Origin of the sequence: Pseudomonas sp. IT-P395, assembly GCF_949767675.1 — a bacterium.
In the GTDB taxonomy this organism is placed as follows: domain Bacteria; phylum Pseudomonadota; class Gammaproteobacteria; order Pseudomonadales; family Pseudomonadaceae; genus Aquipseudomonas.
This window is the reverse complement of the sequence record NZ_CATKPW010000002.1, coordinates 162410-181230: the sequence shown is the minus strand read 5'-3', so window position 1 is coordinate 181230 and position 18821 is coordinate 162410. Positions and strand designations below refer to the sequence as shown.

The 18821-nt window shown below is 57.3% G+C and carries 24 protein-coding genes; 11 read left to right on the top strand and 13 right to left on the bottom strand.

The features are described 5' to 3' along the window. Positions 1 to 57 precede the first annotated feature (57 nt). A complete protein-coding gene (locus ACM6IN_RS02060) occupies positions 58 to 957 on the top strand; it encodes a LysR substrate-binding domain-containing protein (protein WP_095111500.1) in 900 nt (299 codons plus the stop codon). A gap of 139 nt (positions 958 to 1096) precedes the next feature. On the opposite strand, the gene ACM6IN_RS02055 is transcribed toward ACM6IN_RS02060, so the two are convergent. Both ACM6IN_RS02055 and ACM6IN_RS02050 read right to left on the bottom strand, forming a co-directional pair. Continuing rightward, positions 1097 to 1702 (bottom strand): DUF6338 family protein, encoded by a 606-nt coding sequence (locus tag ACM6IN_RS02055; protein ID WP_414915312.1) that lies wholly within the window; start codon positions 1700 to 1702, stop codon positions 1097 to 1099. A 199-nt stretch (positions 1703 to 1901) separates the two neighbouring features. Continuing rightward, a complete protein-coding gene (locus tag ACM6IN_RS02050; RefSeq protein ID WP_007910806.1) occupies positions 1902 to 2237 on the bottom strand; it encodes a hypothetical protein in 336 nt (111 codons plus the stop codon). 185 nt (positions 2238 to 2422) lie between these two features. Here ACM6IN_RS02050 and ACM6IN_RS02045 point away from each other — a divergent pair, with 185 nt between their 5' ends. Continuing rightward, the gene (locus tag ACM6IN_RS02045) at positions 2423 to 2662 is read left to right on the top strand and encodes a hypothetical protein (protein ID WP_007910805.1); all 240 of its coding nucleotides are present in this window, start codon (positions 2423 to 2425) and stop codon (positions 2660 to 2662) included. A 66-nt stretch (positions 2663 to 2728) separates the two neighbouring features. Here the strand turns inward: ACM6IN_RS02045 and ACM6IN_RS02040 are convergent, their stop codons facing one another. Then, positions 2729 to 2926 (bottom strand): hypothetical protein, encoded by a 198-nt coding sequence (locus tag ACM6IN_RS02040; RefSeq protein WP_007910804.1) that lies wholly within the window; start codon positions 2924 to 2926, stop codon positions 2729 to 2731. A gap of 225 nt (positions 2927 to 3151) precedes the next feature. Between ACM6IN_RS02040 and ACM6IN_RS02035 the strand changes: the two genes are divergently transcribed. Further along, positions 3152 to 3514: an NUDIX hydrolase gene (locus ACM6IN_RS02035; protein WP_095111502.1), complete on the top strand. Its 363-nt coding sequence runs from the start codon at positions 3152 to 3154 to the stop codon at positions 3512 to 3514. Positions 3515 to 3518: 4 nt separating this feature from the next. Here the strand turns inward: ACM6IN_RS02035 and ACM6IN_RS02030 are convergent, their stop codons facing one another. The 3 genes from ACM6IN_RS02030 to ACM6IN_RS02020 all read right to left on the bottom strand — a co-directional run bounded on the left by ACM6IN_RS02030 (position 3519) and on the right by ACM6IN_RS02020 (position 5848). Beyond that, on the bottom strand, positions 3519 to 3761 hold the full coding sequence (locus tag ACM6IN_RS02030) for a DUF1652 domain-containing protein (RefSeq protein ID WP_007910802.1): 243 nt from the start codon (positions 3759 to 3761) through the stop codon (positions 3519 to 3521). Between the two features lie 108 nt (positions 3762 to 3869). Further along, positions 3870 to 4769: a polysaccharide deacetylase family protein gene (locus ACM6IN_RS02025; RefSeq protein ID WP_414915311.1), complete on the bottom strand. Its 900-nt coding sequence runs from the start codon at positions 4767 to 4769 to the stop codon at positions 3870 to 3872. 131 nt (positions 4770 to 4900) lie between these two features. Beyond that, a complete protein-coding gene (locus ACM6IN_RS02020) occupies positions 4901 to 5848 on the bottom strand; it encodes an ABC transporter substrate-binding protein (RefSeq protein ID WP_414915310.1) in 948 nt (315 codons plus the stop codon). 294 nt (positions 5849 to 6142) lie between these two features. Between ACM6IN_RS02020 and ACM6IN_RS02015 the strand changes: the two genes are divergently transcribed. The 4 genes from ACM6IN_RS02015 (at position 6143) to ACM6IN_RS02000 (ending at position 9340) form a co-directional block, all read left to right on the top strand. Then, entirely contained in the window at positions 6143 to 7123 is a 981-nt protein-coding gene (locus ACM6IN_RS02015; protein ID WP_414915309.1) for an aliphatic sulfonate ABC transporter substrate-binding protein, read from the top strand. 60 nt (positions 7124 to 7183) lie between these two features. Then, positions 7184 to 8026: an ABC transporter permease gene (locus ACM6IN_RS02010; RefSeq protein ID WP_414915308.1), complete on the top strand. Its 843-nt coding sequence runs from the start codon at positions 7184 to 7186 to the stop codon at positions 8024 to 8026. A 29-nt stretch (positions 8027 to 8055) separates the two neighbouring features. After that, complete coding sequence (locus ACM6IN_RS02005; RefSeq protein WP_007910787.1) at positions 8056 to 8736, top strand: SOS response-associated peptidase; 681 nt, start codon at positions 8056 to 8058, stop codon at positions 8734 to 8736. A 331-nt stretch (positions 8737 to 9067) separates the two neighbouring features. Next, the gene (locus ACM6IN_RS02000) at positions 9068 to 9340 is read left to right on the top strand and encodes a hypothetical protein (protein ID WP_007910785.1); all 273 of its coding nucleotides are present in this window, start codon (positions 9068 to 9070) and stop codon (positions 9338 to 9340) included. Positions 9341 to 9387: 47 nt separating this feature from the next. Here the strand turns inward: ACM6IN_RS02000 and ACM6IN_RS01995 are convergent, their stop codons facing one another. Genes ACM6IN_RS01995 through ACM6IN_RS01985 form a run of 3 tightly spaced genes read right to left on the bottom strand, consistent with a single transcriptional unit; the run spans position 9388 to position 10597 of the window. Further along, entirely contained in the window at positions 9388 to 9534 is a 147-nt protein-coding gene (locus ACM6IN_RS01995) for a hypothetical protein (RefSeq protein WP_007910783.1), read from the bottom strand. Positions 9535 to 9587: 53 nt separating this feature from the next. Further along, a complete protein-coding gene (locus tag ACM6IN_RS01990; RefSeq protein WP_176472272.1) occupies positions 9588 to 9899 on the bottom strand; it encodes an AzlD domain-containing protein in 312 nt (103 codons plus the stop codon). Continuing rightward, a complete protein-coding gene (locus tag ACM6IN_RS01985) occupies positions 9899 to 10597 on the bottom strand; it encodes an AzlC family ABC transporter permease (RefSeq protein WP_016983007.1) in 699 nt (232 codons plus the stop codon). The genes ACM6IN_RS01990 and ACM6IN_RS01985 overlap by 1 nt, the downstream gene beginning before the upstream one ends. Positions 10598 to 10783: 186 nt before the next feature. On the opposite strand from ACM6IN_RS01985, the gene ACM6IN_RS01980 reads away from it, so the two are divergent. Then, positions 10784 to 11158, top strand: a complete 375-nt coding sequence (locus ACM6IN_RS01980; protein ID WP_414915307.1) for a DUF2784 domain-containing protein — start codon at positions 10784 to 10786, stop codon at positions 11156 to 11158. Here ACM6IN_RS01980 and ACM6IN_RS01975 read toward each other — a convergent pair whose 3' ends face one another. Further along, positions 11159 to 11686 carry a DUF3087 domain-containing protein gene (locus ACM6IN_RS01975; RefSeq protein WP_414915306.1) on the bottom strand — a complete coding sequence of 176 codons (528 nt, stop codon included), beginning with the start codon at positions 11684 to 11686 and terminating at the stop codon, positions 11159 to 11161. Positions 11687 to 11909: 223 nt separating this feature from the next. Here ACM6IN_RS01975 and ppnN point away from each other — a divergent pair, with 223 nt between their 5' ends. Then, the gene (ppnN, locus tag ACM6IN_RS01970) at positions 11910 to 13283 is read left to right on the top strand and encodes a nucleotide 5'-monophosphate nucleosidase PpnN (RefSeq protein ID WP_007910770.1); all 1374 of its coding nucleotides are present in this window, start codon (positions 11910 to 11912) and stop codon (positions 13281 to 13283) included. 58 nt (positions 13284 to 13341) lie between these two features. On the opposite strand, the gene ACM6IN_RS01965 is transcribed toward ppnN, so the two are convergent. Further along, positions 13342 to 14313, bottom strand: a complete 972-nt coding sequence (locus ACM6IN_RS01965; RefSeq protein ID WP_414915305.1) for a terpene synthase family protein — start codon at positions 14311 to 14313, stop codon at positions 13342 to 13344. A gap of 347 nt (positions 14314 to 14660) precedes the next feature. Here ACM6IN_RS01965 and ACM6IN_RS01960 point away from each other — a divergent pair, with 347 nt between their 5' ends. Then, complete coding sequence (locus ACM6IN_RS01960; RefSeq protein WP_414915304.1) at positions 14661 to 15602, top strand: polyprenyl synthetase family protein; 942 nt, start codon at positions 14661 to 14663, stop codon at positions 15600 to 15602. A gap of 52 nt (positions 15603 to 15654) precedes the next feature. Here ACM6IN_RS01960 and ACM6IN_RS01955 read toward each other — a convergent pair whose 3' ends face one another. Then, the gene (locus ACM6IN_RS01955; protein WP_414915303.1) at positions 15655 to 17055 is read right to left on the bottom strand and encodes an FAD/NAD(P)-binding protein; all 1401 of its coding nucleotides are present in this window, start codon (positions 17053 to 17055) and stop codon (positions 15655 to 15657) included. Then, entirely contained in the window at positions 17056 to 17619 is a 564-nt protein-coding gene (locus tag ACM6IN_RS01950) for a helix-turn-helix domain-containing protein (RefSeq protein WP_150794648.1), read from the bottom strand. It abuts the gene before it with no gap. Positions 17620 to 17704: 85 nt separating this feature from the next. Between ACM6IN_RS01950 and ACM6IN_RS01945 the strand changes: the two genes are divergently transcribed. Then, entirely contained in the window at positions 17705 to 18640 is a 936-nt protein-coding gene (locus ACM6IN_RS01945; RefSeq protein ID WP_414915302.1) for a DMT family transporter, read from the top strand. Positions 18641 to 18821: the final 181 nt, after the last annotated feature.

Sequence of the window (18821 nt, the reverse complement as noted above, 5' to 3'; positions counted from 1 at the left end):
GGGTCATTGATCCCGTCTAATCTAACTTGGCATTCGATTGATACCCGGATTAGATCAATGTTCGAACTGACCCAACTGCGCTGCTTCACCACCGTCGCTACCGAACTCAACTTTCGCCGCGCCGCCGAACGGCTGAACATGACGCAGCCGCCGCTGAGCCGGCAGATCCAGTTGCTCGAACATCACCTCGGCGTCGAGCTGTTCACCCGCAGCACCCGCAGCGTCGCGCTGACCGCCGCCGGCCGTGCTTTTTTCATCGAAGCCCAGAACCTGCTGGAACGCGCGCAGCAAGCGGCAGTCACCGCCCGGCGGTTTGCCGAAGGCGACATTGGTTCAGTGAACATCAGTTTTGTCGGCAGCGCGGTGTATGAGTTTTTGCCCAAGGTGATCGCCGAGGCGCGACTGAAACAGCCGCAGGTGAAAATCGATCTGACGGAGATGAACACTTACCAGCAGCACGAAGCCCTGCGCGCGCGCCGCATCGATCTGGGCATCGCCCGTGCGCCATTATTGGAGCCGGGCTACGCGACTGAATGCCTGGTGCGCGAGCCGTTTGTGCTGGCAGTGCCGAGCGGTCATCCCTTGGCGACGGCGGCTGAAGTGGCGGTCAGTGACCTGGATAAACAACCGTTCCTGATGTATTCACACGCAGCTTATCCGCCGTTCAACGAATTGCTGACCGGCATGTTGCGCTCAGCGCGGGTTGCGCCGGATTACGTGCAGTGGCTGGGCTCGTCGCTGACGATTCTGGCACTGGTCAATGCGGGCATGGGCCTGGCGCTGGTGCCGCGTTGCGCCACCAGTGTGGTGTTCAAGAATGTAGTGTTTCGCGATATCGATTTGGGCGAAGGGGTGCAGAGCGAGCTGCATCTGATCTGGCGGGAGAACAACGACAACCCGGCGTTTGCGATGTTGCTGGAAGCGATTCGCCGGGCGGTGGCTGAGGGTTGGGGGTGAAAGGATGACGGTGCTGATCAGCGCTTTGGTGGAGGGGGCGCACTTGGCCCTTTGACTAGCGGTTTTGCCAATGGCTTGCCGTCTGGCCCCACGAAGAGACGCGCCACGTGAGGTGGCATGGGATTGGGTGCTTTGGCGCTCATGAAACAACCTCCTCGACAGAATTGAATTCGACCCACTGAACTTTCGAGGAATCTATCACCATTAATTCGGCGCCAAAAGTGAGCACCTCGCCACCATCGCCAAGCCATTGTGGATTCAGCAAGATGAATTGTCCTTCCGAGGGACCGGAGGGCCACTCCAAAGGCCAGCCAAACAATCGCCTCTCGTCATTCAGTTGCAAAGTGACAAGGCGATCCTGTCGCTCAAAGGCGCTGTACCACTCGCTAGGATGGGAGCTTTTGCGTGTCGGGTGTCGCTTGCGTAGCCACACATGCAACACCCCGTTTGAAGCCAGATAACAGAAAAGCCCTGCGAGACATACTGAAACAATAAATGCCCACAATGCCTCCGCCCGAGCATCCCATTTCCCTACAGAAAAGCCTTTCGAACCCACCCACAGACAAATTGCCCCAATCCCCAATACCGCGCCCTGAATCACAAACGTGAAAATCAGCGCCTGCACAATCTGCCGGAACGTATCGGGTCGCTTGAACGCCGTCAGCGAGTAAAAAATCCACGCCGACAAAAACCCGGGAATCAAGTACTGCAACAACGGGATAACTTCTTTGACCAGATCATCCATGATCCGCGACTCCTTGAAAGACCGGCCGATCTGACTATCGACCGCCCCTCAAAAGCCTAGTGCACACGGAAAAAACCCTTCGTGCGCAACTGTCACCGTTCATTTCGCGAATCAAATCCACACCTTTCAGCCTCCAGGCAGCCAAAAAAAAGCAGAAACCGACGATACGGCTTCTGCTTTTTTGCCCCTGCAGGCGTCGTTACAGGCAGTCACGCACCGATTGGCGCAACGACCCGGACTTGGCCCACGGCGGGCCCTGATACAACGAAACCCGGCTGCCGTCCTTGTATTTGACGATGTCGAGAATCTCGTCCGCCGTGATGATGCTCGGCGCAGTGATGCGGTAGCCGTTGGAAATCGATGTCTGATAAGTCTTGGCTACATCCTTCTGCCACAAGGGTAATAAACACGCAGCATAGTCTTTGGGCGACTTGGCGCTGGTTTTGCTGATATTCGGCTCACCCGGCACCAGCGACGCCGGCAACGAGCAGCCTGCCAACAGGGTCAACGCCAGACTCCCGATCCATATCCGCATGGTGTATTCCTGATCTGAAAAAAAGTGAATGTAGCGTGTAAGCGGCGCTACATCCATCGTGGCACCGCGCCCTCGGCGCAATCTGCACAACTTTTCACAACCGTTCAGCGTGCTGACGAACAGGCTTTGCCCATCGACGAAAAATGCGACTACTCTTTTCTACCGAGAATGTTCTGGAGGTGATCATGCGGCTCAATGAATACGAACACGAACTTCAACGCGACCTGCAAAGCGTTGCATCGGACTTGAGATGGTCGGCGGTCGACCTGAAACGTATCGCAGAACAACTGCGCAAATCCGGCAATGAGGCAGATGCGCAAAGCGTGCTGAGATCCTGTGAGGTGCTGCAAAGCGATGAAGAACGGCTGCAACTCTATGCCAGGGAAGTGAAAGCCCGCGCCATCAGCCGGACCAAGGTCCACTAAGCCACTCTCCCCCCAAAAAACAGAAGCCCCGACAATTGCCGGGGCTCTTTCATTACAGCCAGCCTGTCAGTGGGTTTTGTGACTTTGCGCGCGCGCCGAGCGTTTTTTGTAGCCAGGCAGGGCGGCGGCGTAGGCCAGCGCTTCCTCCCGGCTGCCAAACGACGCCAGCCGATCGCCCTGAGTACAAACCCGCCATGGGCCATTGTTCACGCTAAGCACGTCATAGCCGTTCATGTGCATCTTGTTCAACATCGGCATGCTCATGGACACCTCCATTTTTTGCTAACGGTCAGATCCAGCTTCACGCTTTTACCTTACACCTTGATTCGCACGAAATACCGACCGAGTGTCGCAAGCCGCGACAGTCACGGTGTCGGCACTTTTCGCCGCTGCGAACGCTCCAAACTTCAATGAAACCTTTGCCGCAGGCTTCGGCTCAAATATTGCAGTTTTATTTCTATTTTGTGACAAGCGGTAAACAGGTAACAGATGAAAGTACGCGCAACCGTTATATGCGAGCAGGATCGCCACGTTCTCCTGGTACGCAAACCCCACTGCCGCTGGACATTGCCCGGTGGCAAGGTCGAGCCCGGAGAAACGCGAGCGCAGGCCGCCGTACGTGAATTACAGGAAGAAACCGGCCTGGATGCTGACGCTGTGCTGTACCTGATGGAACTGCACAGCGGCAGCACGCAGCACCATGTCTACGAGGCGTCCGTGTCGGACTTTGAGCAAGTGCGCCCGCAAAACGAGATCATCGATTGCATCTGGCATCCGCTGGATTCAGTGCGCAATCTGCACACCAGCGAGGCGACGCTGCGCATCGTTCAAGCGTTCCAACGGCGTTTATGAGGCATTAGCCGGCGAAGGCTCGACGACCAGCGCTCATTTCGGTGCGTAATTCACCGATGAAATTGGAAATGTCACGGATCGTGACGAGGTGCTCCGGGGAAACGCCATTCAATAGTAATTCGACGCGTCCGCTGTCCGGCTCGTACACCTTGATTTGCAAAAGGCCTTGCGAACTCGGAATGCAATCGCACTTGAACGCAGGAAAGCCGGATTCGACAATCCGGCAGATATCGTCAATGGCAAGCATGAGTGAACGCCTCGCAGGCGGGTCGATCGACTGGTTGAGCATAGATGAGCAATGTGTGACCCGCCCGGTACAAAAATGCCAACCCGATCACAACTTTCCACCCTGCCCTCAGTGCGCATCGTGATCCCAAACCCAGTTCCACATTCCCGGCAAATTCACTGGCTCCGAGCTTTTACCCACGGTACGCGCCAGCGCAGCTTTCTCCAGTTCGGCGTGATCATCGTAGAAAGGCTTGTCCGCCAGCTTCACGCCTGTCGCGGCGGCGCTATCGAGCAGAATCTGCAGGTATTCGCGCGTGTGCCGCGCGGTATAGCGGTTGAGATCATGAAACGTCACCACCACCGGAATCACCCCGTCCACAGTCGGCAACTCGCCGAGGGCAATACGTTCACGGACTTCCGATAACTGCCGCAGCATGTTTGCCCGACGCCGGGGGCTGGCATTGAAGCCCCAGATCTTGCCGTCGTTGGCACTTAAATCCGTCAGCAACACGTGCAAACCGTGCTGTTGATAGGCGGCGAAGGTGCGTTTGTCGTAATTCCAGAACGGCGGGCGCAGCAACGTCGGCGGCGCCCCGGTGATGGCTGCGATATCAGCCGTGCCGTTGGTCAGTGACTCTTCGAGTTCTTGCGGGTCGAGCAAGCGATGATTGGTGTGCCAGTGGGTGGCCGTGTGAAACGCCAGTACGTGCCCCTCGTCATGCTCACGCCGCATGATGGCGCGACCGATGTCACTGTTGCCCGCTCGTGGCGCGCGCGTCTGCACGAAGAACACCGCTTTGATATTCGGCAACAGCGGATTGTCCTTGAGGCTGTCGAGCACCGTCGCCGACGGATTCCAGAAACTGGATGCACTGGGGCCATCGTCAAACGTCAACAGAAAGCGCACCGGTGCCTGGGTTTTCAGGCGTGATTCGGTTTGCGCAGTCATTTCTATCGGGGCGGCGATACAACCGGCCAACCCGAGGGCGATGAGCGCTGCACAGAGAAACTTGAATCCGGATGTCATGTTTTGCCTTGAGCACGGCGACGGCCGTCATGTTGTCGATTGGCAAAACTCCCTCGCCCTTATCCATCCTTGCGCTCCGATACGCGAGCGGAGGTTGGATAAGGTACACAGGGTTTGGTTCCGGCGCTCGCTCAGTGCGCCAATGCCTGTTGAAAAGACGTGTCGATAATCCCGGCGGTGGCCAACGGTGCCGGCAGCGCTTTGACTTTGAACAGGAAGTCGGCGGTGCTTTGCAGGTCCGTCGCCGCTTGCGTGTCGACCGGTCCCACCGTCATGTGCGCCTGACGTAACCAGTGGCGCGACACCTGCTGATCGAGATTGGCTTTCTTCGCCCACAGATCGGCGTACTCATCCGTATGACTATCAACCCACGCCCGTGCCTGTTTCAAACGACCGAGAAAATCCGCAATGGCCGCACGTTTGCTGTCGATCGACGGCGTCGATGCAGCGATTGCACTGAGCCCCGGCATCAGATTTTTTGCGGTCAGGATCGGCCGCGCGCCGGAGAACACGACCTGCTGGGAAATGTACGGTTCCCACACCGGGAAGGCGTCGATGCTGCCCTGTGGCAGGGCTGCGGCGGCATCAATCGGCATCAACTTGACGAAATCGACGTAGTTTTCCGGCAGACCGCCCTGCTCCAGGGCGCGCAAGGTCAACTGCTGACTCCAGGCGCCGGGCCAGTAGGCAACTTTCTTGCCCTTCAGGTCGGCGATGGTTTTTACCGGCGAATCCTGCGGCACCAGCAGCGCGATGGTGTCCGGGTTTTGCCGCGAAACGCCGATCAGCTTTACCGGCGCCTGCTTGGCGGCCAGAAACAGAAAACCGGAATCGCCCAAAAAGCCCAGATCCAGCGAACCGGTTTGCAAGGCTTCCGCCAAGGGTGCAGCGGCCTGGAAGTGTTTCCAGTCGACGGTGTAAGGCGCGTCTTTCAACACGCCGGAGGCCTCCACCGAGGCACGGATGTTGTAGTAGTTCTGATCGCCGACATGCAGGACCAATGGCTCATCTGCATGGGAAAGCGGCGAGGCAAACAGTGCGGTGATTAGCGCACTGCGCAGGAAACGAGAAAGCTTCATGGGCTGACCTGCAAAGGGAAATTGCATAGACCATAACGCTGTTATTTCCTGGTTTTGAAATTCGATTAACGCATAAGCTCATCACCGTTGATCACGGCTGTTTGCTTGGCAACAGTGACGAATCACAGTGTTGCTCAAGCAACAGCTGGATTCCTGCAACATCCCCTCAAGCCCTTTTAAAACGGCGCTTTCAAGTACATGGCACAGAGCCTGCAATATTCCATTCATGCAGGAAGCATTCGATAAAAATATCTTTTTGGACATAAGAAATCTGTGCCTTTGCCGGAGCGCCCCATGACATCGTTCTTTCCTCGACTCAAAAACCTGCTGGCTGCCAGCGCCATGGTACTGAGCCTGCAACCGCTCGCCCACGCGGCTGAAACCGCGCCGGCAGAAGTGCATCTCGACTACGCCTATTACTCGCCAGTCAGCCTGGTGCTCAAGCACTTCGGCTTCCTCGAAAAAGCCTTGCCGCAGACCAAGGTCAGCTGGGTACTGAGCCAGGGCAGCAACCGCTCGCTGGAATACCTCAACAGTGGCGGCGTGGATTTCGCTTCCAGCGCCAGCCTCGCCGCGGTGCTGAGCCGCGCCAACGGCAGCCCGATCAAATCGGTCTACGTTTACAGCCGTGCCGAATGGACAGCATTGGTGGTGCGCAAGGATTCGCCATATCAGACCATCGCCGACCTCAAGGGCAAAAAGATCGCCGCCACCAAAGGTACCGACCCGTATCTGTTCACCCTGCGCAGCCTGCAACAGGCCGGGCTGAAAAAAGACGACGTGGAACTGGTCCACCTGCAACACCCGGATGGTCGCACTGCGCTGGAAAAGGGCGATGTTGACGCCTGGGCCGGACTCGATCCGCACATGGCCGCCAGTCAGGTTCAGGCCGGTTCGCGCCTGCTTTATCGCAACCCGGCGTTCAACAGTTACGGCGTGGTCAGCGTCACCGAGCAATACGCCAAAGAACATCCGCAAACCATCGACACCGTGATCAAAGCCTACGAACAGGCCCGCGACTGGGCGCTGAAAAATCCCGATGAGTTCGCCGCCCTTCTCGCCAAAGAGTCCGGCTTGCCACTGGACGTAGCCAAGCTGCAACTGTCGCGTACCGATCTGAGCAGCCCGCAACTGACCCAACAGGACATCAGTGCCTCCAAGGCAGCGGCGCCGATTCTGGTCTCCGAGGAACTGGTGCGCCGTGGGGTGAATGTCGATCAAGTCATCGATCAATTACTCGACAGCGGCGTGCAGCAAGCCGTCGCCCACCAGTAATCGATCAGTCTCACGATACATCCGCTGCTGTCGCGGATGTGTCGTGAGCGGAGCTCAACCATGACCACTCACAGCAAAGACTTGCCCGCGCCACTTGCCGTGTCGCGCCAGCGCCCGGCGGGTTTCAGTCCGGCGTGGCAGCGCCGTTTCAAAGGCTTGGCCGTGCCGCTGCTGATCATCATCGCCCTGGAAATTATCGTACGCATCGGTTGGTTGCCGTCCTACCAGATGCCGGCGCCGAGCGAGATCGCCCTGACCCTCACCGACCTCGCTGAAGGCGCACTGTGGAAACACATCGGCGCCAGCCTGATTCGCGTGTTGCTGGGTTTTGCCATTGGCGCCAGTCTCGCGCTGGTATTTGCTGCCTGGGTCGGTTTGAGCCGCGAAGCCGAGGCCTATCTGGAACCGACTTTTGCAGCGCTGCGTTCCATTCCGAGCCTGGCCTGGGTGCCGCTGCTGCTGTTGTGGCTGGGCATCGACGAGACCTCGAAAATTGTCTTGATCGCTATCGGCGCGTTCTTTCCGGTGTACGTCAATGTGGTCGCGGCCATTCGCAACATTGATCGCAAACTAGTGGAAGTCGGCCGCATCTATGGCTTCAGCCGCTTGCAACTGGTGCGACGAATATTGCTGCCCGCTGCCCTGCCCGGCCTGTTCACCGGGTTGCGCAGCGGCATGAGTCTGGCGTGGATGTTTCTCGTGGCAGCAGAGTTGATCGCGGCCACCAAGGGCCTGGGCTATCTGCTCAGTGACGGCCGGGAAACCTCGCGGCCGGACATCGTGCTGGCTGCGATCATCGTGCTCGCCTTGCTCGGTAAACTCAGCGACGGCTTGCTGGCCATGCTCGAACGCCGCTGGCTGAGCTGGCGCGACACGTTCACCGGCCAAGGTGCCAGCGACTAAGCTGAAATCTCCAACCGGAGATTCAGCCCATGTGCGGAAGACTCTCGCAGTACCGAGGCATTCATGACTTCGTCGCGGTGCTGAGCATTCCCGACGCGTTGATCAATCATGTTGGCGATGCGCCGCTTGATCGCTATAACGCGGCGCCGACCACCGCGCTGGCCGTCCTGCATCAACAAGGACGGCACCTGCAGGCCGACAATCTGCGCTGGGGCTGGCGCCCGCATTGGGCCAAGGATCGCCCGCCCCCCATCAATGCCCGGGTCGAGAAAGTCGCCCATGGTCCGTTCTTCCGGGCGATCTGGCGACATCGCTTGATTGTGCCCGTGGACAACTGGTTTGAATGGGTCGACAGCGGCGACAAAACCCGGCAACCCTGGCTGATTCGTCGCGCGGATCATGCAGCGGTTTTCTGCGCCGCCATCGGACAATTTCCGACAACCGAAACGGCGGCCCGGGATGACGACGGTTTCGTGATTATCACCGCCGACGCCGCCGGCGGCCTGCTCGACGTCCACGATCGCCGACCGGTGGTATTCCGCGCAGAGTTGGTGCGCGAATGGCTCGACCCGGCGACACCCGTTGAACGCGCTGAGCAAATGTTGCTGTTCGAAGGTGAAGGCAGTGAAGTGTTCGAGTGGTACAAAGTCGGCAAAGCCGTCGGTAACGTGCGCAATCAGGGGGCCAGTTTGATTATTGAGCAGACTTAAACATTTGCCGACTTCACGCGTCTATCAATGTAGGAGCTGTCGAAGGCTGCGATCTTTTGACGCAGCGCTATATGAGATAAACCCATTGCAAATTTTAGCAACTCATAAAGCGAATCACTGCCGTTACAAACCCTGTTTCATTTTTGAGACGGCGCACATAAAACACACGTTCGAATGAACTAACCGCCTGTCTGACATTTCAACCGTCATACATACATTTAGATGCACTACGGATAGCATGCGCGCCGCATTTCCATTTGGTATACCAGTTGACCAAAGAGTCAACAAACCAGGAATCCCCTAACGTCTACAAGCCTTGCAGAGAAATAAGTTGCGCGACGATTTTGCAATCAAACAGGTCAGCGACCTGGAGTGTATTTATCTGTCGATGACAGAACGCTTTGAACTCGACTGTTTTATCGGCCACTACATCAAGACCCGAAACCTGCGTGCCGTACCCGATATCGAACGCGTCCTGCGCACCACACTTGAAGGGTATCCCGGCCACGCGCCGGTGATGGTCAACGAGCTGAATGCGTGGATTGATCGAACCTTGGGATATCGGGCCACACACCCCGATTTCACGCAGTTGGACGATCTCTGAAACCGTAAAAAAGCCCTGCGTTTGCGGGGCTTTTTCGTAGAAATCACTCAAAACTTGCGATCGGGGTCTGAAAGCTCTCTGCCGTCATCGTGCTTCCAGGTTTGTTCCTTATGCTTCTCCCGCTCTATTTCCTCTTCAGTCGGCTCATCCGTCTCTTGCTCATCCGTCTCCGGAAGCTTCTGCTCAGTCGCCATGTGCACCTCCCGTTATCAGTAAACCTGCATGCCTGAAGCGTAGAACAGACAACTTACAACCACCAGCGCAGCAAAAAGAAGAACGCCATGCTCAACAGCATGCTGAGCAAAGTATTGCGCGTGTATATCACCAGTGCGATCGCCACCAGCGAACTAAGCAAATACGGATTATCCCATTGCAGATTCAGCTGTTTGTCCGGCATGAAGACAATCGGCCCACAGATAGCGGTCAACATCCCCGGTACCGCAAACCCGAGAAACTGCCGCGCATTGCTGCTCAAACGCACGGGCAATCGCGGCTCGAGAAACACGTAGCGATTGAGAAACACCAGAATCCCCATGCCAAAAATCACCGCCCAAACCATCATGTGCGCTCCCGGTACAGCTTGTTGCAGATAAACCCGGCAGTCATTCCGGCCAACCCGGACAACACCAGCGCCGAACCCCATTGCCAGTAACTGAACAGCACCGAACAAAACAGCGACACCGCTACACACACCACCGTCGGTACGTTACGCACCACCGGCGTGATCAACGCGATAAACGTGGCGGCAATCGAGAAATCCAGCCCCAAGTGTTCAAGCCCCGGAATGCTGCTGCCGAGGACAATGCCGGCCAGGGTGAACAGATTCCAGGCGATGTAGAACGTCAGGCCGACGCCCAGCGCATACCAGCGATTGAACTGCTGGCGATCATGCTGACTGGTCAACGCGAACAACTCATCAGTGAGCAAAAAACCCAGCCCTATGCGCCAGCGCCCCGGCAGCGGCGAAATCACCGAACGCATGCTCATGCCATACAGCAAGTGCTGCGACGTCAGCAGCAGCGTGGTCAACAAAATCGAGAAAATCCCCGCGCCGCCCTTGAGCATGCCGATCGCGACCAATTGCGCCGCACCGGCAAACACGATGCTCGACAAGCCTTGGCCTTGCAACGGCGTGAGGTTAGCTTCAATCGCCATGGAACCGGCCAGCAGTCCCCACGGCGCGGTGGCCAGAGACAATGGCATGATCGCCGCCGCGCCGCGAAGAAACGCACTGCGCGGCATAAGTGAGTCAGACATAAACGTTCTTCAACCAGGAAAACGGTCGCAGACTGTGCCAGCCATTTCGTCTTTTTGGCTTGAACAATCTTGCGCACTTGTGGGAAATCGGCCGGATGCGCGCGCAATTCGCTGATTTTCGCACTGACCTGTAATGCCCTGAGCGGCGTAACATAGCGCCATTCACAATCGCGTCAGGGAGACGACATGCTGTACCGAATCGCAGCCGACGGGCTGGTGCTGTTCCATTTGTGCTTCATTCTGTTCGTGCTGTTTGGCGGGCTGCTGGTGCTCAAATGGCCACGTTTGATGTGGCTGCATTTGCCGGCTGCCGCCTGGGGCGTGGCGGTCGAGGTGTTGCACCTGACCTGCCCGCTGACCTACTGGGAAAATCTCATGCGCCACGCTGCCGGGCAGACTGAATACGCCGGCGGCTTCATCGAGTATTACATCTGGCCGATCATCTATCCGGCCGGGCTCACCCCGCAGATTCAACTGGCGCTCGGCAGCGTGGTGCTGGCGGTCAACCTGTTGGTGTATGGCCGCTTGATCCGTTCGTGGAAGTTGCGCCGAGCGCTGTAATCAGCGCGACGTCGGCTTCAACGCCTCCAGCCAGGCCGGATCCAGGCACATCTGCTCGGTATCGAGTCCCTGCGCCTGCATCCGCTCCTTGTGCGCCTCGACTTCGCGCCACAGCTGCCCATGATCGCTGGAGTTACCGTCCAGTTCATGCATCTGCGTCAACCCAAGATGATAGAAACGCAGCACTTTCATGGCCGTCGCATCGTTCTGCTCCACCGCCGCCGTGACCTGATGCATCACATTGGTGATGCTCATCAGGTTGCGCTTGAGTCGCCAGCTGTACACGGCTGGCGCCATCCAGCTCTGATTCCAGAAACGCCCGCGCAATAACGCAGCCGTCAGCAGAAATGCCACAAACACCCCACCGACATTGAAGCGCAGGTTATCGCCGCCAGGCTCGCCAAACAGCGCCACGGCCACGCTGGAAAACAGCATCGCCAGCACCAGGAACAGCACGGCGATGATGATCGTGCTGCGTCGCGTCTGCTGGCGAAAAGTGGCGGCATCCATCGGCTGAATCTCGAACATCACAAATGACTTCCTTGAGCGACAAAAGGGCTAACTGAAAAAACCGGCCGGCGCATTATCGCCTCTGCCGCGGATTTAGCTATGCTGGGGCTCCTTTTCATCTTTTCAGCGTCCAACGGGGACATGGCGGTATAGCGCAGATCGTGCCATCTTCATTCATGGATACACACTATTCGGATGCCATTGCTCAGCTTCGTGATGACATCGTTTTAAGGATCATTGCATGACCCAACGACACGTAATCAATGCCTCGGTCAGCCCGAAAGGCAGCCTGGAAACCCTTTCTCAACGTGAAGTTCAGCAACTGAGCGAAGCCGGATCCGGCAGCACCTACACCCTCTTCCGCCAGTGCGCCCTGGCCATCCTCAATACCGGCGCCCATGTCGATAACGCCAAGACCATCCTCGAAGCCTACAAGGACTTCGAAATCCGCATTCACCAACAGGATCGCGGCGTGCGCCTGGAGCTGCTGAACGCTCCGGCCGACGCGTTCGTCGACGGCGAAATGATCGCCAGCACCCGCGAAATGCTCTTCAGCGCCCTGCGCGACATCGTCTACACCGAAAACGAACTCGACAGCCAACGCATCGACCTGAGCACCTCGCAAGGCATCAGCGACTACGTTTTCCACCTGCTGCGCAACGCGCGCACCCTGCGCCCGGGCGTCGAGCCGAAAATCGTCGTGTGCTGGGGCGGCCACTCGATCAACACCGAAGAATACAAATACACCAAGAAAGTCGGCCACGAACTGGGTCTGCGCAGCCTCGACATTTGCACCGGTTGCGGCCCCGGCGTGATGAAAGGCCCGATGAAAGGCGCGACCATCGCCCACGCCAAACAGCGAATCCACGGCGGTCGTTATCTGGGTTTGACCGAACCGGGCATCATCGCTGCCGAAGCGCCGAACCCGATCGTCAACGAATTGGTGATCCTGCCGGACATCGAAAAACGTCTGGAAGCCTTCGTGCGCGTTGGCCACGGCATCATCATTTTCCCGGGCGGCGCCGGTACGGCAGAAGAATTCCTCTACCTGCTGGGCATCCTGATGCACCCGGACAATAAAGGGCTACCGTTCCCGGTGATCCTCACCGGGCCGAAGCACGCCGCGCCGTATCTGGAACAGCTCGACGCCTTCGTCATCGCCACTCTCGGCGAAGCGGCCAAGCAGCACTACGAGATCATCATCGACGACCCGGCCGAAGTGGCGCGGCAGATGACTCAAGGCCTGAAAGCAGTGAAGCAGTTCCGCCGCGAGCGCAACGATGCGTTCCATTTCAACTGGCTGCTGAAAATCGACGAAGGCTTCCAGCGTCCGTTCGATCCGACCCACGAAAACATGGCGAATCTGAAACTGCACCGCGACCAGCCACCGCACGAACTGGCGGCCAACCTGCGCCGGGCGTTCTCCGGTATCGTCGCCGGCAACGTCAAGGACAAGGGCATTCGCCTGATCGAAGAACACGGGCCGTACCAGATCCGTGGTGATGCGGCGATCATGCAACCGCTCGACGCACTGCTCAAAGCCTTCGTCGCCCAGCACCGGATGAAACTGCCGGGTGGCGCGGCGTATGTGCCGTGCTATCGAGTGGTGGCGTAACCTACAAGCATGAAGATCCGAAGATGATGCTTCGGGTCTTCGTGGCGGTTCGACCTGTTCAATTTGGCCTGAAACGTATTTCCCGATAGCGCGGTACCGACAGATGCCAGCCGACGTTGCCAAGCCATTGCACTCTGAATGCCTCGGCGCAGCGCAATGCTTGCTCGCGCACGTCGGTTTCACACCCAATTTGATCAAGCTCGTCGGGTAGTCGCGCCTGCAGTTCGAGAAACTGTCGCATCCACACCTCAATTCTCTGATTCACTTCAGTCGCTGCCTGATCCGGACTCAGTCCATGATGATGTCGAAGGTGAGTCAGGAGGTTGTAAACGTCCTCATCTGGATTAGCCAAGATGCAGAACGACAGCACATCGTTGACCGCTTTCATTAAATTCAGTGATAGCCTGCGCAATTCCTGCCATAGCGAACAGTAATAAACCGTTGCGGGAAGATTTATCTGATGGGCAAAGTACGTAAACTCAAAGCACACCTGAAAACCTCCGGCATTGCGCCACACACTTTCATAATCGGCCAGTCCAGGCTGGGTTCCGCCGAGGCGATGCGTCGAAGCACTGACGCAGCAAAACAGATAGCTGCTGTATTGATCCAGTGTTCTTCGTACCCACTGCTCAGGCATTGACGCCCCTGCGCGACGTATAATGTCTCTCAATCCCCCGGGCAGTCCTGCGCACTGACCTGCGCCACGCTCGCTCGCAACTTCGTGCACTTGTCGCAACGCCCTCTCCAAAGCATCAGGAGAGCAACTCAGATCCTCATCGGCCAAATCATCCTGACAACTGAACCACCCGGTCAGATCAGAGAGTACATTCAGCGTTTGCGCGTTCGCATGGGGCCACATGAAGGCAGCGTATTTGCCTGGTAGATAAATATCCAACTGGTGTATCGCCCGTTCGGAATCTGTCAGCCCCAGACTTTCAAGCCAGGCACGCGTCTGTTGTTCGGCCTGGTCGGCCATAGGACTTGGTGCGACATCAATCAATTGCAAGGCCGGTGGCAGTGAGTAACTCATGCGGCAACTCCATGATTATCGAGTGAAATATCACGCAGCGTGCTGAAGAAGACCGGAATAAACATAACGTCATATTAGAGAAACAACATTGTTCCAGGCGCAGCGAGCTCAGACAGTCCCACTAACCCTAGCTCAGCAAAACAAGGTTTCAACTCTCCGTATTACCGTCCATCGACTATCACGGCCAACCTGACATAGAACGCAATCGCGAAAACTTTATAATTAATAAGTCCTAAAAAAACCAAACACCCAACACTCTTTACGCTACTTTCTAGAGACGTTGACTGTGACACCCTGGCAACCAGGTATTCAAACGCCGCTCTGATTGACACCGGGAGTAAACTGCCATGTTTCCTTCAAACCCTCAGCAATATGCGGCTGCCAAAAAAAGCTGGGTTGTTGCGTTCGAGTATCAGGAGCAGCATGCGGGCATGAAGGTCAGAACAGACCTGACACGGGCCTTGGCGAATGTATATCGACTCTCTTCCGATAAAACCCGAATAATTTGTGACTGTGTCGAACGTTTCAACACGGCCTCGCTGATACACGATGACATTATCGATCAAGACCGGATTCGTCGTGGAGCCGACTCCGTGTGGGTCAGATACGGAGTGGCCGCAGCACTGATTTCAGGCATGTATGGTTACATTCAAGGGTTGAAATCGCTCAGTGAATCAGGACGCATGACATTGGTTCAAGCAGGCCTCGATAGCCTGGAGGAATTGCACATCGGCCAGTACCTCGACACCTTGCTCAGCGCGGGAACGGACTTACCCACCATGGAGCAATACCGCTATGTTGCTCAACTGAATACCGGGTGTTTTTTCATATTCATTCTTAGAGCCTGCCAACAACTCAAGCCCCTACCCCAGCAATGTTACCGATCACTGAAATCAATGCTGCTTGAACTTGCCGTCTACTATCGCTTTGTTAACGATTACTGCGACATCAATCACATTCCGCATTATGCAAAAAAAGGGTTTGCGCCCGATCTTGAAGCAGGCCCCAAATCGTTCCTGATGATTATTGCAAACCAGCCATTACCCAAGAGCAATAGAAGCGAAATACAGAAACGGCAGATAATAATTAATTGGGGAAACGCTGATGTATTTTGCAAAGCCTTGAAGATCATGGAAGACAGCTATGCAATCCTGCCAGGCTTTCTCCAACGCGCACAGCAACAGTGCAATGAACTGGACTTCAGCCAACTTCATAAATTTCTCGATACCGTGCACTTCCAACAAAAACCGGTGGATGATTTCTATGCATCCCTTCAATTGAATACTTGAGAAATCGCCTCTTCGAAAATTCATGTCGCGGTGTACTACAAGCAGAACTGCCTCAACCAAGGCCTGACAGGCGCAATGCCAAAGCCTTGGCCTGCAATGCCACATCCGTCACCGCCGTACTCTCCCACCACATCCCGCGCAATGGCGGCCCCATAGCAAACAACTGCTCAGCCGCACATCCCTCGGCATCCAGCACCGCGCCATCCACCGCCGCTGCGATTCCCAACGCCAACGGTCCCGGTTGCACCAAACCGCGCGCCAGCACCTGCTGCGGCAACGGTCGCGCCACTCGGCGCCAGTCGTATTCGATACCGCTGGAATTGATCAATGCGGCGCCTTGCACCACGCAGGTTTGCGACTCACCGCGCCGCCGAATGCGAATACGAACGCCACCGTCCGGACTTGCCTCAAGCCCTTTGAACGAAGCCGCCTGAATCCGCAATCGCCCTTCTTTATAAAGACGCTCAACCAGCGCCGCACTCAACGGTGGCGAACGGTGGTGATGACTTTCCCACCACGGCCGTACATGCCGTACGAATTGTCGACGCTGCGTGTCAGTCGCCTGACTCCACAAACGAGCGATATGCACCCGAACCGTGTCCAGTGGCGCCTGCCAATCGATGCCTTGTGCAATGGCTGCCTGGCATTGCCGACGCAATTCGCGCAGCAGCTGTCGTGGCGTTCGAATGCTGTGATCGCTGCCAAGAAAATCGATCCAGCCCGGTGGCTGTCGGCGCACATGGGGCAACAAGCCGTGCCGGGAAAACACTTCGATCGGCCCGCGATGCCCGGCTTGCTCCAGCGACACCACGGCATCGACCATGGTCAGGCCGGAGCCGATGATCAGCACCGTCGCTTGCGGGTCGAGTTGATGCATCGCCGCGACATCCCACGGATCAAGCGCGGCGGCGTTGAGGCCGCTGGAGGTTTTCTGCGGGGTTCGCGCGGCAGGGAACATTCCGGTCGCCAAAACCCCGTAGCCACCGCGCAGTGCCTGACCATTGCTCAGCGTGAGCTGCACCGAACCGGCATCGACTTGCAGGTCGACGACTTCCGCACGAATGTGCTCAACGCTTGAGCCAGTCTGCGCCCCGACTTTACGGGCTTCGGCCAGACGCTGCTGCACATAGACGCCGAACAATCCACGCGGCGCAAACAGTTCGCTGACCGGCACGTCCTGCTCGGCCGATTCAGGCCAGCCACCGCCGGCAATGTGCTCGGTCAGCCATTGCGTCAGATCATCAGGATTATCCGGATCGACGCTCATACGTGCGGCGTTGCCGTTGAGCGTGTGTCCCAACTCGACCGCGCTGTACGCCTCGCCCCGTCCCAGTTCCGCACGCGGCTCAATGATCAGGACCTTGCGCCGGCCAGGCAGACGTAGCAATTGCACCGCCAGCATCGTGCCGCTGAGGCCACCACCGATAATCAGGATGTCTGCGCTCTGACTCATTCAAATCACCACATTGCGAACAAACCGCGCCGCAACATCCCCATCATTGCGATAGGAATGCGGCTGGTTGCTGGCAAACATAAAAAACTCACCGGTGCCGATGTGCTGCGGCTGATCCCCGAGCATCAGGGTAAGGCAGCCTGCAAAGACGAAAATCTGCTCGCTCCAGCCCTCGGCATCTGCTTGCGACGGGTAGACCTCACCCGGTTGCAGACACCATTCCCATTGCTCGACTTCACGAGTCGCCGTGGCTTTGGAGAGCAACACCGCTTTGCTGCCCGGGTGGGTTCCTGCCCAGGCCACCTCGTTGATGCGGCTCGGGTCGCGGGCATCCGGCGCTTGGATCAGATCGCTGAACGCGACATCCAGCGCTTCGGCAACGCGATCGAGGGTGGTCAGGCTGACATTCTTCTCGCCCGCCTCGATCGCCACCAGCATGCGCCGGCTGACCCCGGACTTTTCTGCCAGCGCGGTCTGGCTCATATCGGCGGCATGCCGTAGACGCCGCACATTCAGGCTGACGTGTTGCAGAACGGACGCCCGTTGCGTTGAATCTTTGTGCACTATATTGCTCACTCGGTGAGGTTGGGCAGTATACTGCGCAACGTTGGGCGCATTGTGCGGCCTCCTTTTTAAAGTGCGCAAGGTCATGACGTCGCAGAACAGCTCCTCCACTCCTCTCCGTTTCTCTCGTTTCAGCAAAGCCGAGTGCGTGCTGGTGCTGATCACCATGATCTGGGGCGGTACCTTCCTGCTAGTTCAGCACGCGATGACCGTCAGCGGCCCGATGTTTTTTGTCGGTCTGCGTTTTGCGGCGGCGGCTTGTATCGTTGCGCTGTTCTCGTGGCGTCATCTGCGCGAACTGACCCTGTTTGAACTCAAGGCCGGCGCCTTCATCGGCGTGGCGATCATGCTCGGCTATGGCTTGCAGACGGTCGGTCTGCAAACGATCCCGAGCAGTCAGTCGGCGTTCATCACCGCGTTGTATGTGCCGTTTGTGCCTTTGCTGCAATGGCTGGTGCTGGGGCGACGCCCGGGGCTGATGCCCAGCATCGGCATCATGTTGGCGTTTACCGGTTTGATGCTGCTGTCAGGCCCGTCCGGCGCAGCGCTGAATTTCAGCCCTGGCGAAATCGCCACGCTGATCAGCGCTATCGCCATCGCCGCCGAAATTATTCTGATCAGCACCTATGCCGGTCAGGTCGATGTGCGCCGAGTGACTGTCGTGCAATTGGCAACCACATCGGTGCTGTCGTTCCTGCTGGTGGTGCCTACCGGGGAAATGATTCCGGATTTCTCCTGGACGCTGCTGGTGACCGCCCTGGGGTTGGGCGCGGCGAGTGCGGCGATTCAGGTGGCGATGAACTGGGCGCAGAAAAGTGTTTCGCCAACCCGGGCGACGTTGATCTATGCGGGCGAGCCGGTATGGGCCGGGATCGTCGGGCGGATTGCCGGGGAGCGCTTGCCAGCGATTGCGCTGGTGGGCGCGGGGTTGATTGTGGCGGCGGTGATTGTCAGTGAATTGAAGACCAAGGGCAAAGTTGCAGTAGCCGAAGCTGAGCTGGAGCGGGAAGCACAGGGGTAAAGCTCCGAAGCCTTCATAGTCTGAATTATTGCTATCGCGAGCAGGCTCACGCCTACAGGGGAACGCATTCCAAATGCAGGCCTTCGCCTGCTCGCGATGAGGCCAATCGAAGCAACATCGATCTACCTGAAACAATGCCAAACAGAAAATTCCAGACTACTTTGTAGGATTCTGAGACATC

What these genes read in the sequence shown, in the direction of transcription:
- ACM6IN_RS02030 (WP_007910802.1), bottom strand. Translation starts at nt 3,761, where the DNA reads ATGCTTGCCATTGACGATATCTGCCGGATTGTCGAATCCGGCTTTCCT.
- ACM6IN_RS02045 (WP_007910805.1), top strand. Translation starts at nt 2,423, where the DNA reads ATGCGGCTCAATGAATACGAACACGAACTTCAACGCGACCTGCAAAGC.
- ACM6IN_RS02050 (WP_007910806.1), bottom strand. Translation starts at nt 2,237, where the DNA reads ATGCGGATATGGATCGGGAGTCTGGCGTTGACCCTGTTGGCAGGCTGC.
- ACM6IN_RS02010 (WP_414915308.1), top strand. Translation starts at nt 7,184, where the DNA reads ATGACCACTCACAGCAAAGACTTGCCCGCGCCACTTGCCGTGTCGCGC.
- ACM6IN_RS02025 (WP_414915311.1), bottom strand. Translation starts at nt 4,769, where the DNA reads ATGACATCCGGATTCAAGTTTCTCTGTGCAGCGCTCATCGCCCTCGGG.
- ACM6IN_RS02060 (WP_095111500.1), top strand. Translation starts at nt 58, where the DNA reads ATGTTCGAACTGACCCAACTGCGCTGCTTCACCACCGTCGCTACCGAA.
- ACM6IN_RS01990 (WP_176472272.1), bottom strand. Translation starts at nt 9,899, where the DNA reads ATGGTTTGGGCGGTGATTTTTGGCATGGGGATTCTGGTGTTTCTCAAT.
- ACM6IN_RS02055 (WP_414915312.1), bottom strand. Translation starts at nt 1,702, where the DNA reads ATGGATGATCTGGTCAAAGAAGTTATCCCGTTGTTGCAGTACTTGATT.
- ACM6IN_RS01995 (WP_007910783.1), bottom strand. Translation starts at nt 9,534, where the DNA reads ATGGCGACTGAGCAGAAGCTTCCGGAGACGGATGAGCAAGAGACGGAT.
- ACM6IN_RS01985 (WP_016983007.1), bottom strand. Translation starts at nt 10,597, where the DNA reads ATGTCTGACTCACTTATGCCGCGCAGTGCGTTTCTTCGCGGCGCGGCG.
- ACM6IN_RS01965 (WP_414915305.1), bottom strand. Translation starts at nt 14,313, where the DNA reads ATGAGTTACTCACTGCCACCGGCCTTGCAATTGATTGATGTCGCACCA.
- ACM6IN_RS02005 (WP_007910787.1), top strand. Translation starts at nt 8,056, where the DNA reads ATGTGCGGAAGACTCTCGCAGTACCGAGGCATTCATGACTTCGTCGCG.
- ACM6IN_RS01980 (WP_414915307.1), top strand. Translation starts at nt 10,784, where the DNA reads ATGCTGTACCGAATCGCAGCCGACGGGCTGGTGCTGTTCCATTTGTGC.
- ACM6IN_RS01975 (WP_414915306.1), bottom strand. Translation starts at nt 11,686, where the DNA reads ATGTTCGAGATTCAGCCGATGGATGCCGCCACTTTTCGCCAGCAGACG.
- ACM6IN_RS01955 (WP_414915303.1), bottom strand. Translation starts at nt 17,055, where the DNA reads ATGAGTCAGAGCGCAGACATCCTGATTATCGGTGGTGGCCTCAGCGGC.
- ACM6IN_RS02035 (WP_095111502.1), top strand. Translation starts at nt 3,152, where the DNA reads ATGAAAGTACGCGCAACCGTTATATGCGAGCAGGATCGCCACGTTCTC.
- ACM6IN_RS01945 (WP_414915302.1), top strand. Translation starts at nt 17,705, where the DNA reads ATGACGTCGCAGAACAGCTCCTCCACTCCTCTCCGTTTCTCTCGTTTC.
- ACM6IN_RS01960 (WP_414915304.1), top strand. Translation starts at nt 14,661, where the DNA reads ATGTTTCCTTCAAACCCTCAGCAATATGCGGCTGCCAAAAAAAGCTGG.
- ppnN (WP_007910770.1), top strand. Translation starts at nt 11,910, where the DNA reads ATGACCCAACGACACGTAATCAATGCCTCGGTCAGCCCGAAAGGCAGC.
- ACM6IN_RS02015 (WP_414915309.1), top strand. Translation starts at nt 6,143, where the DNA reads ATGACATCGTTCTTTCCTCGACTCAAAAACCTGCTGGCTGCCAGCGCC.
- ACM6IN_RS02040 (WP_007910804.1), bottom strand. Translation starts at nt 2,926, where the DNA reads ATGAGCATGCCGATGTTGAACAAGATGCACATGAACGGCTATGACGTG.
- ACM6IN_RS02020 (WP_414915310.1), bottom strand. Translation starts at nt 5,848, where the DNA reads ATGAAGCTTTCTCGTTTCCTGCGCAGTGCGCTAATCACCGCACTGTTT.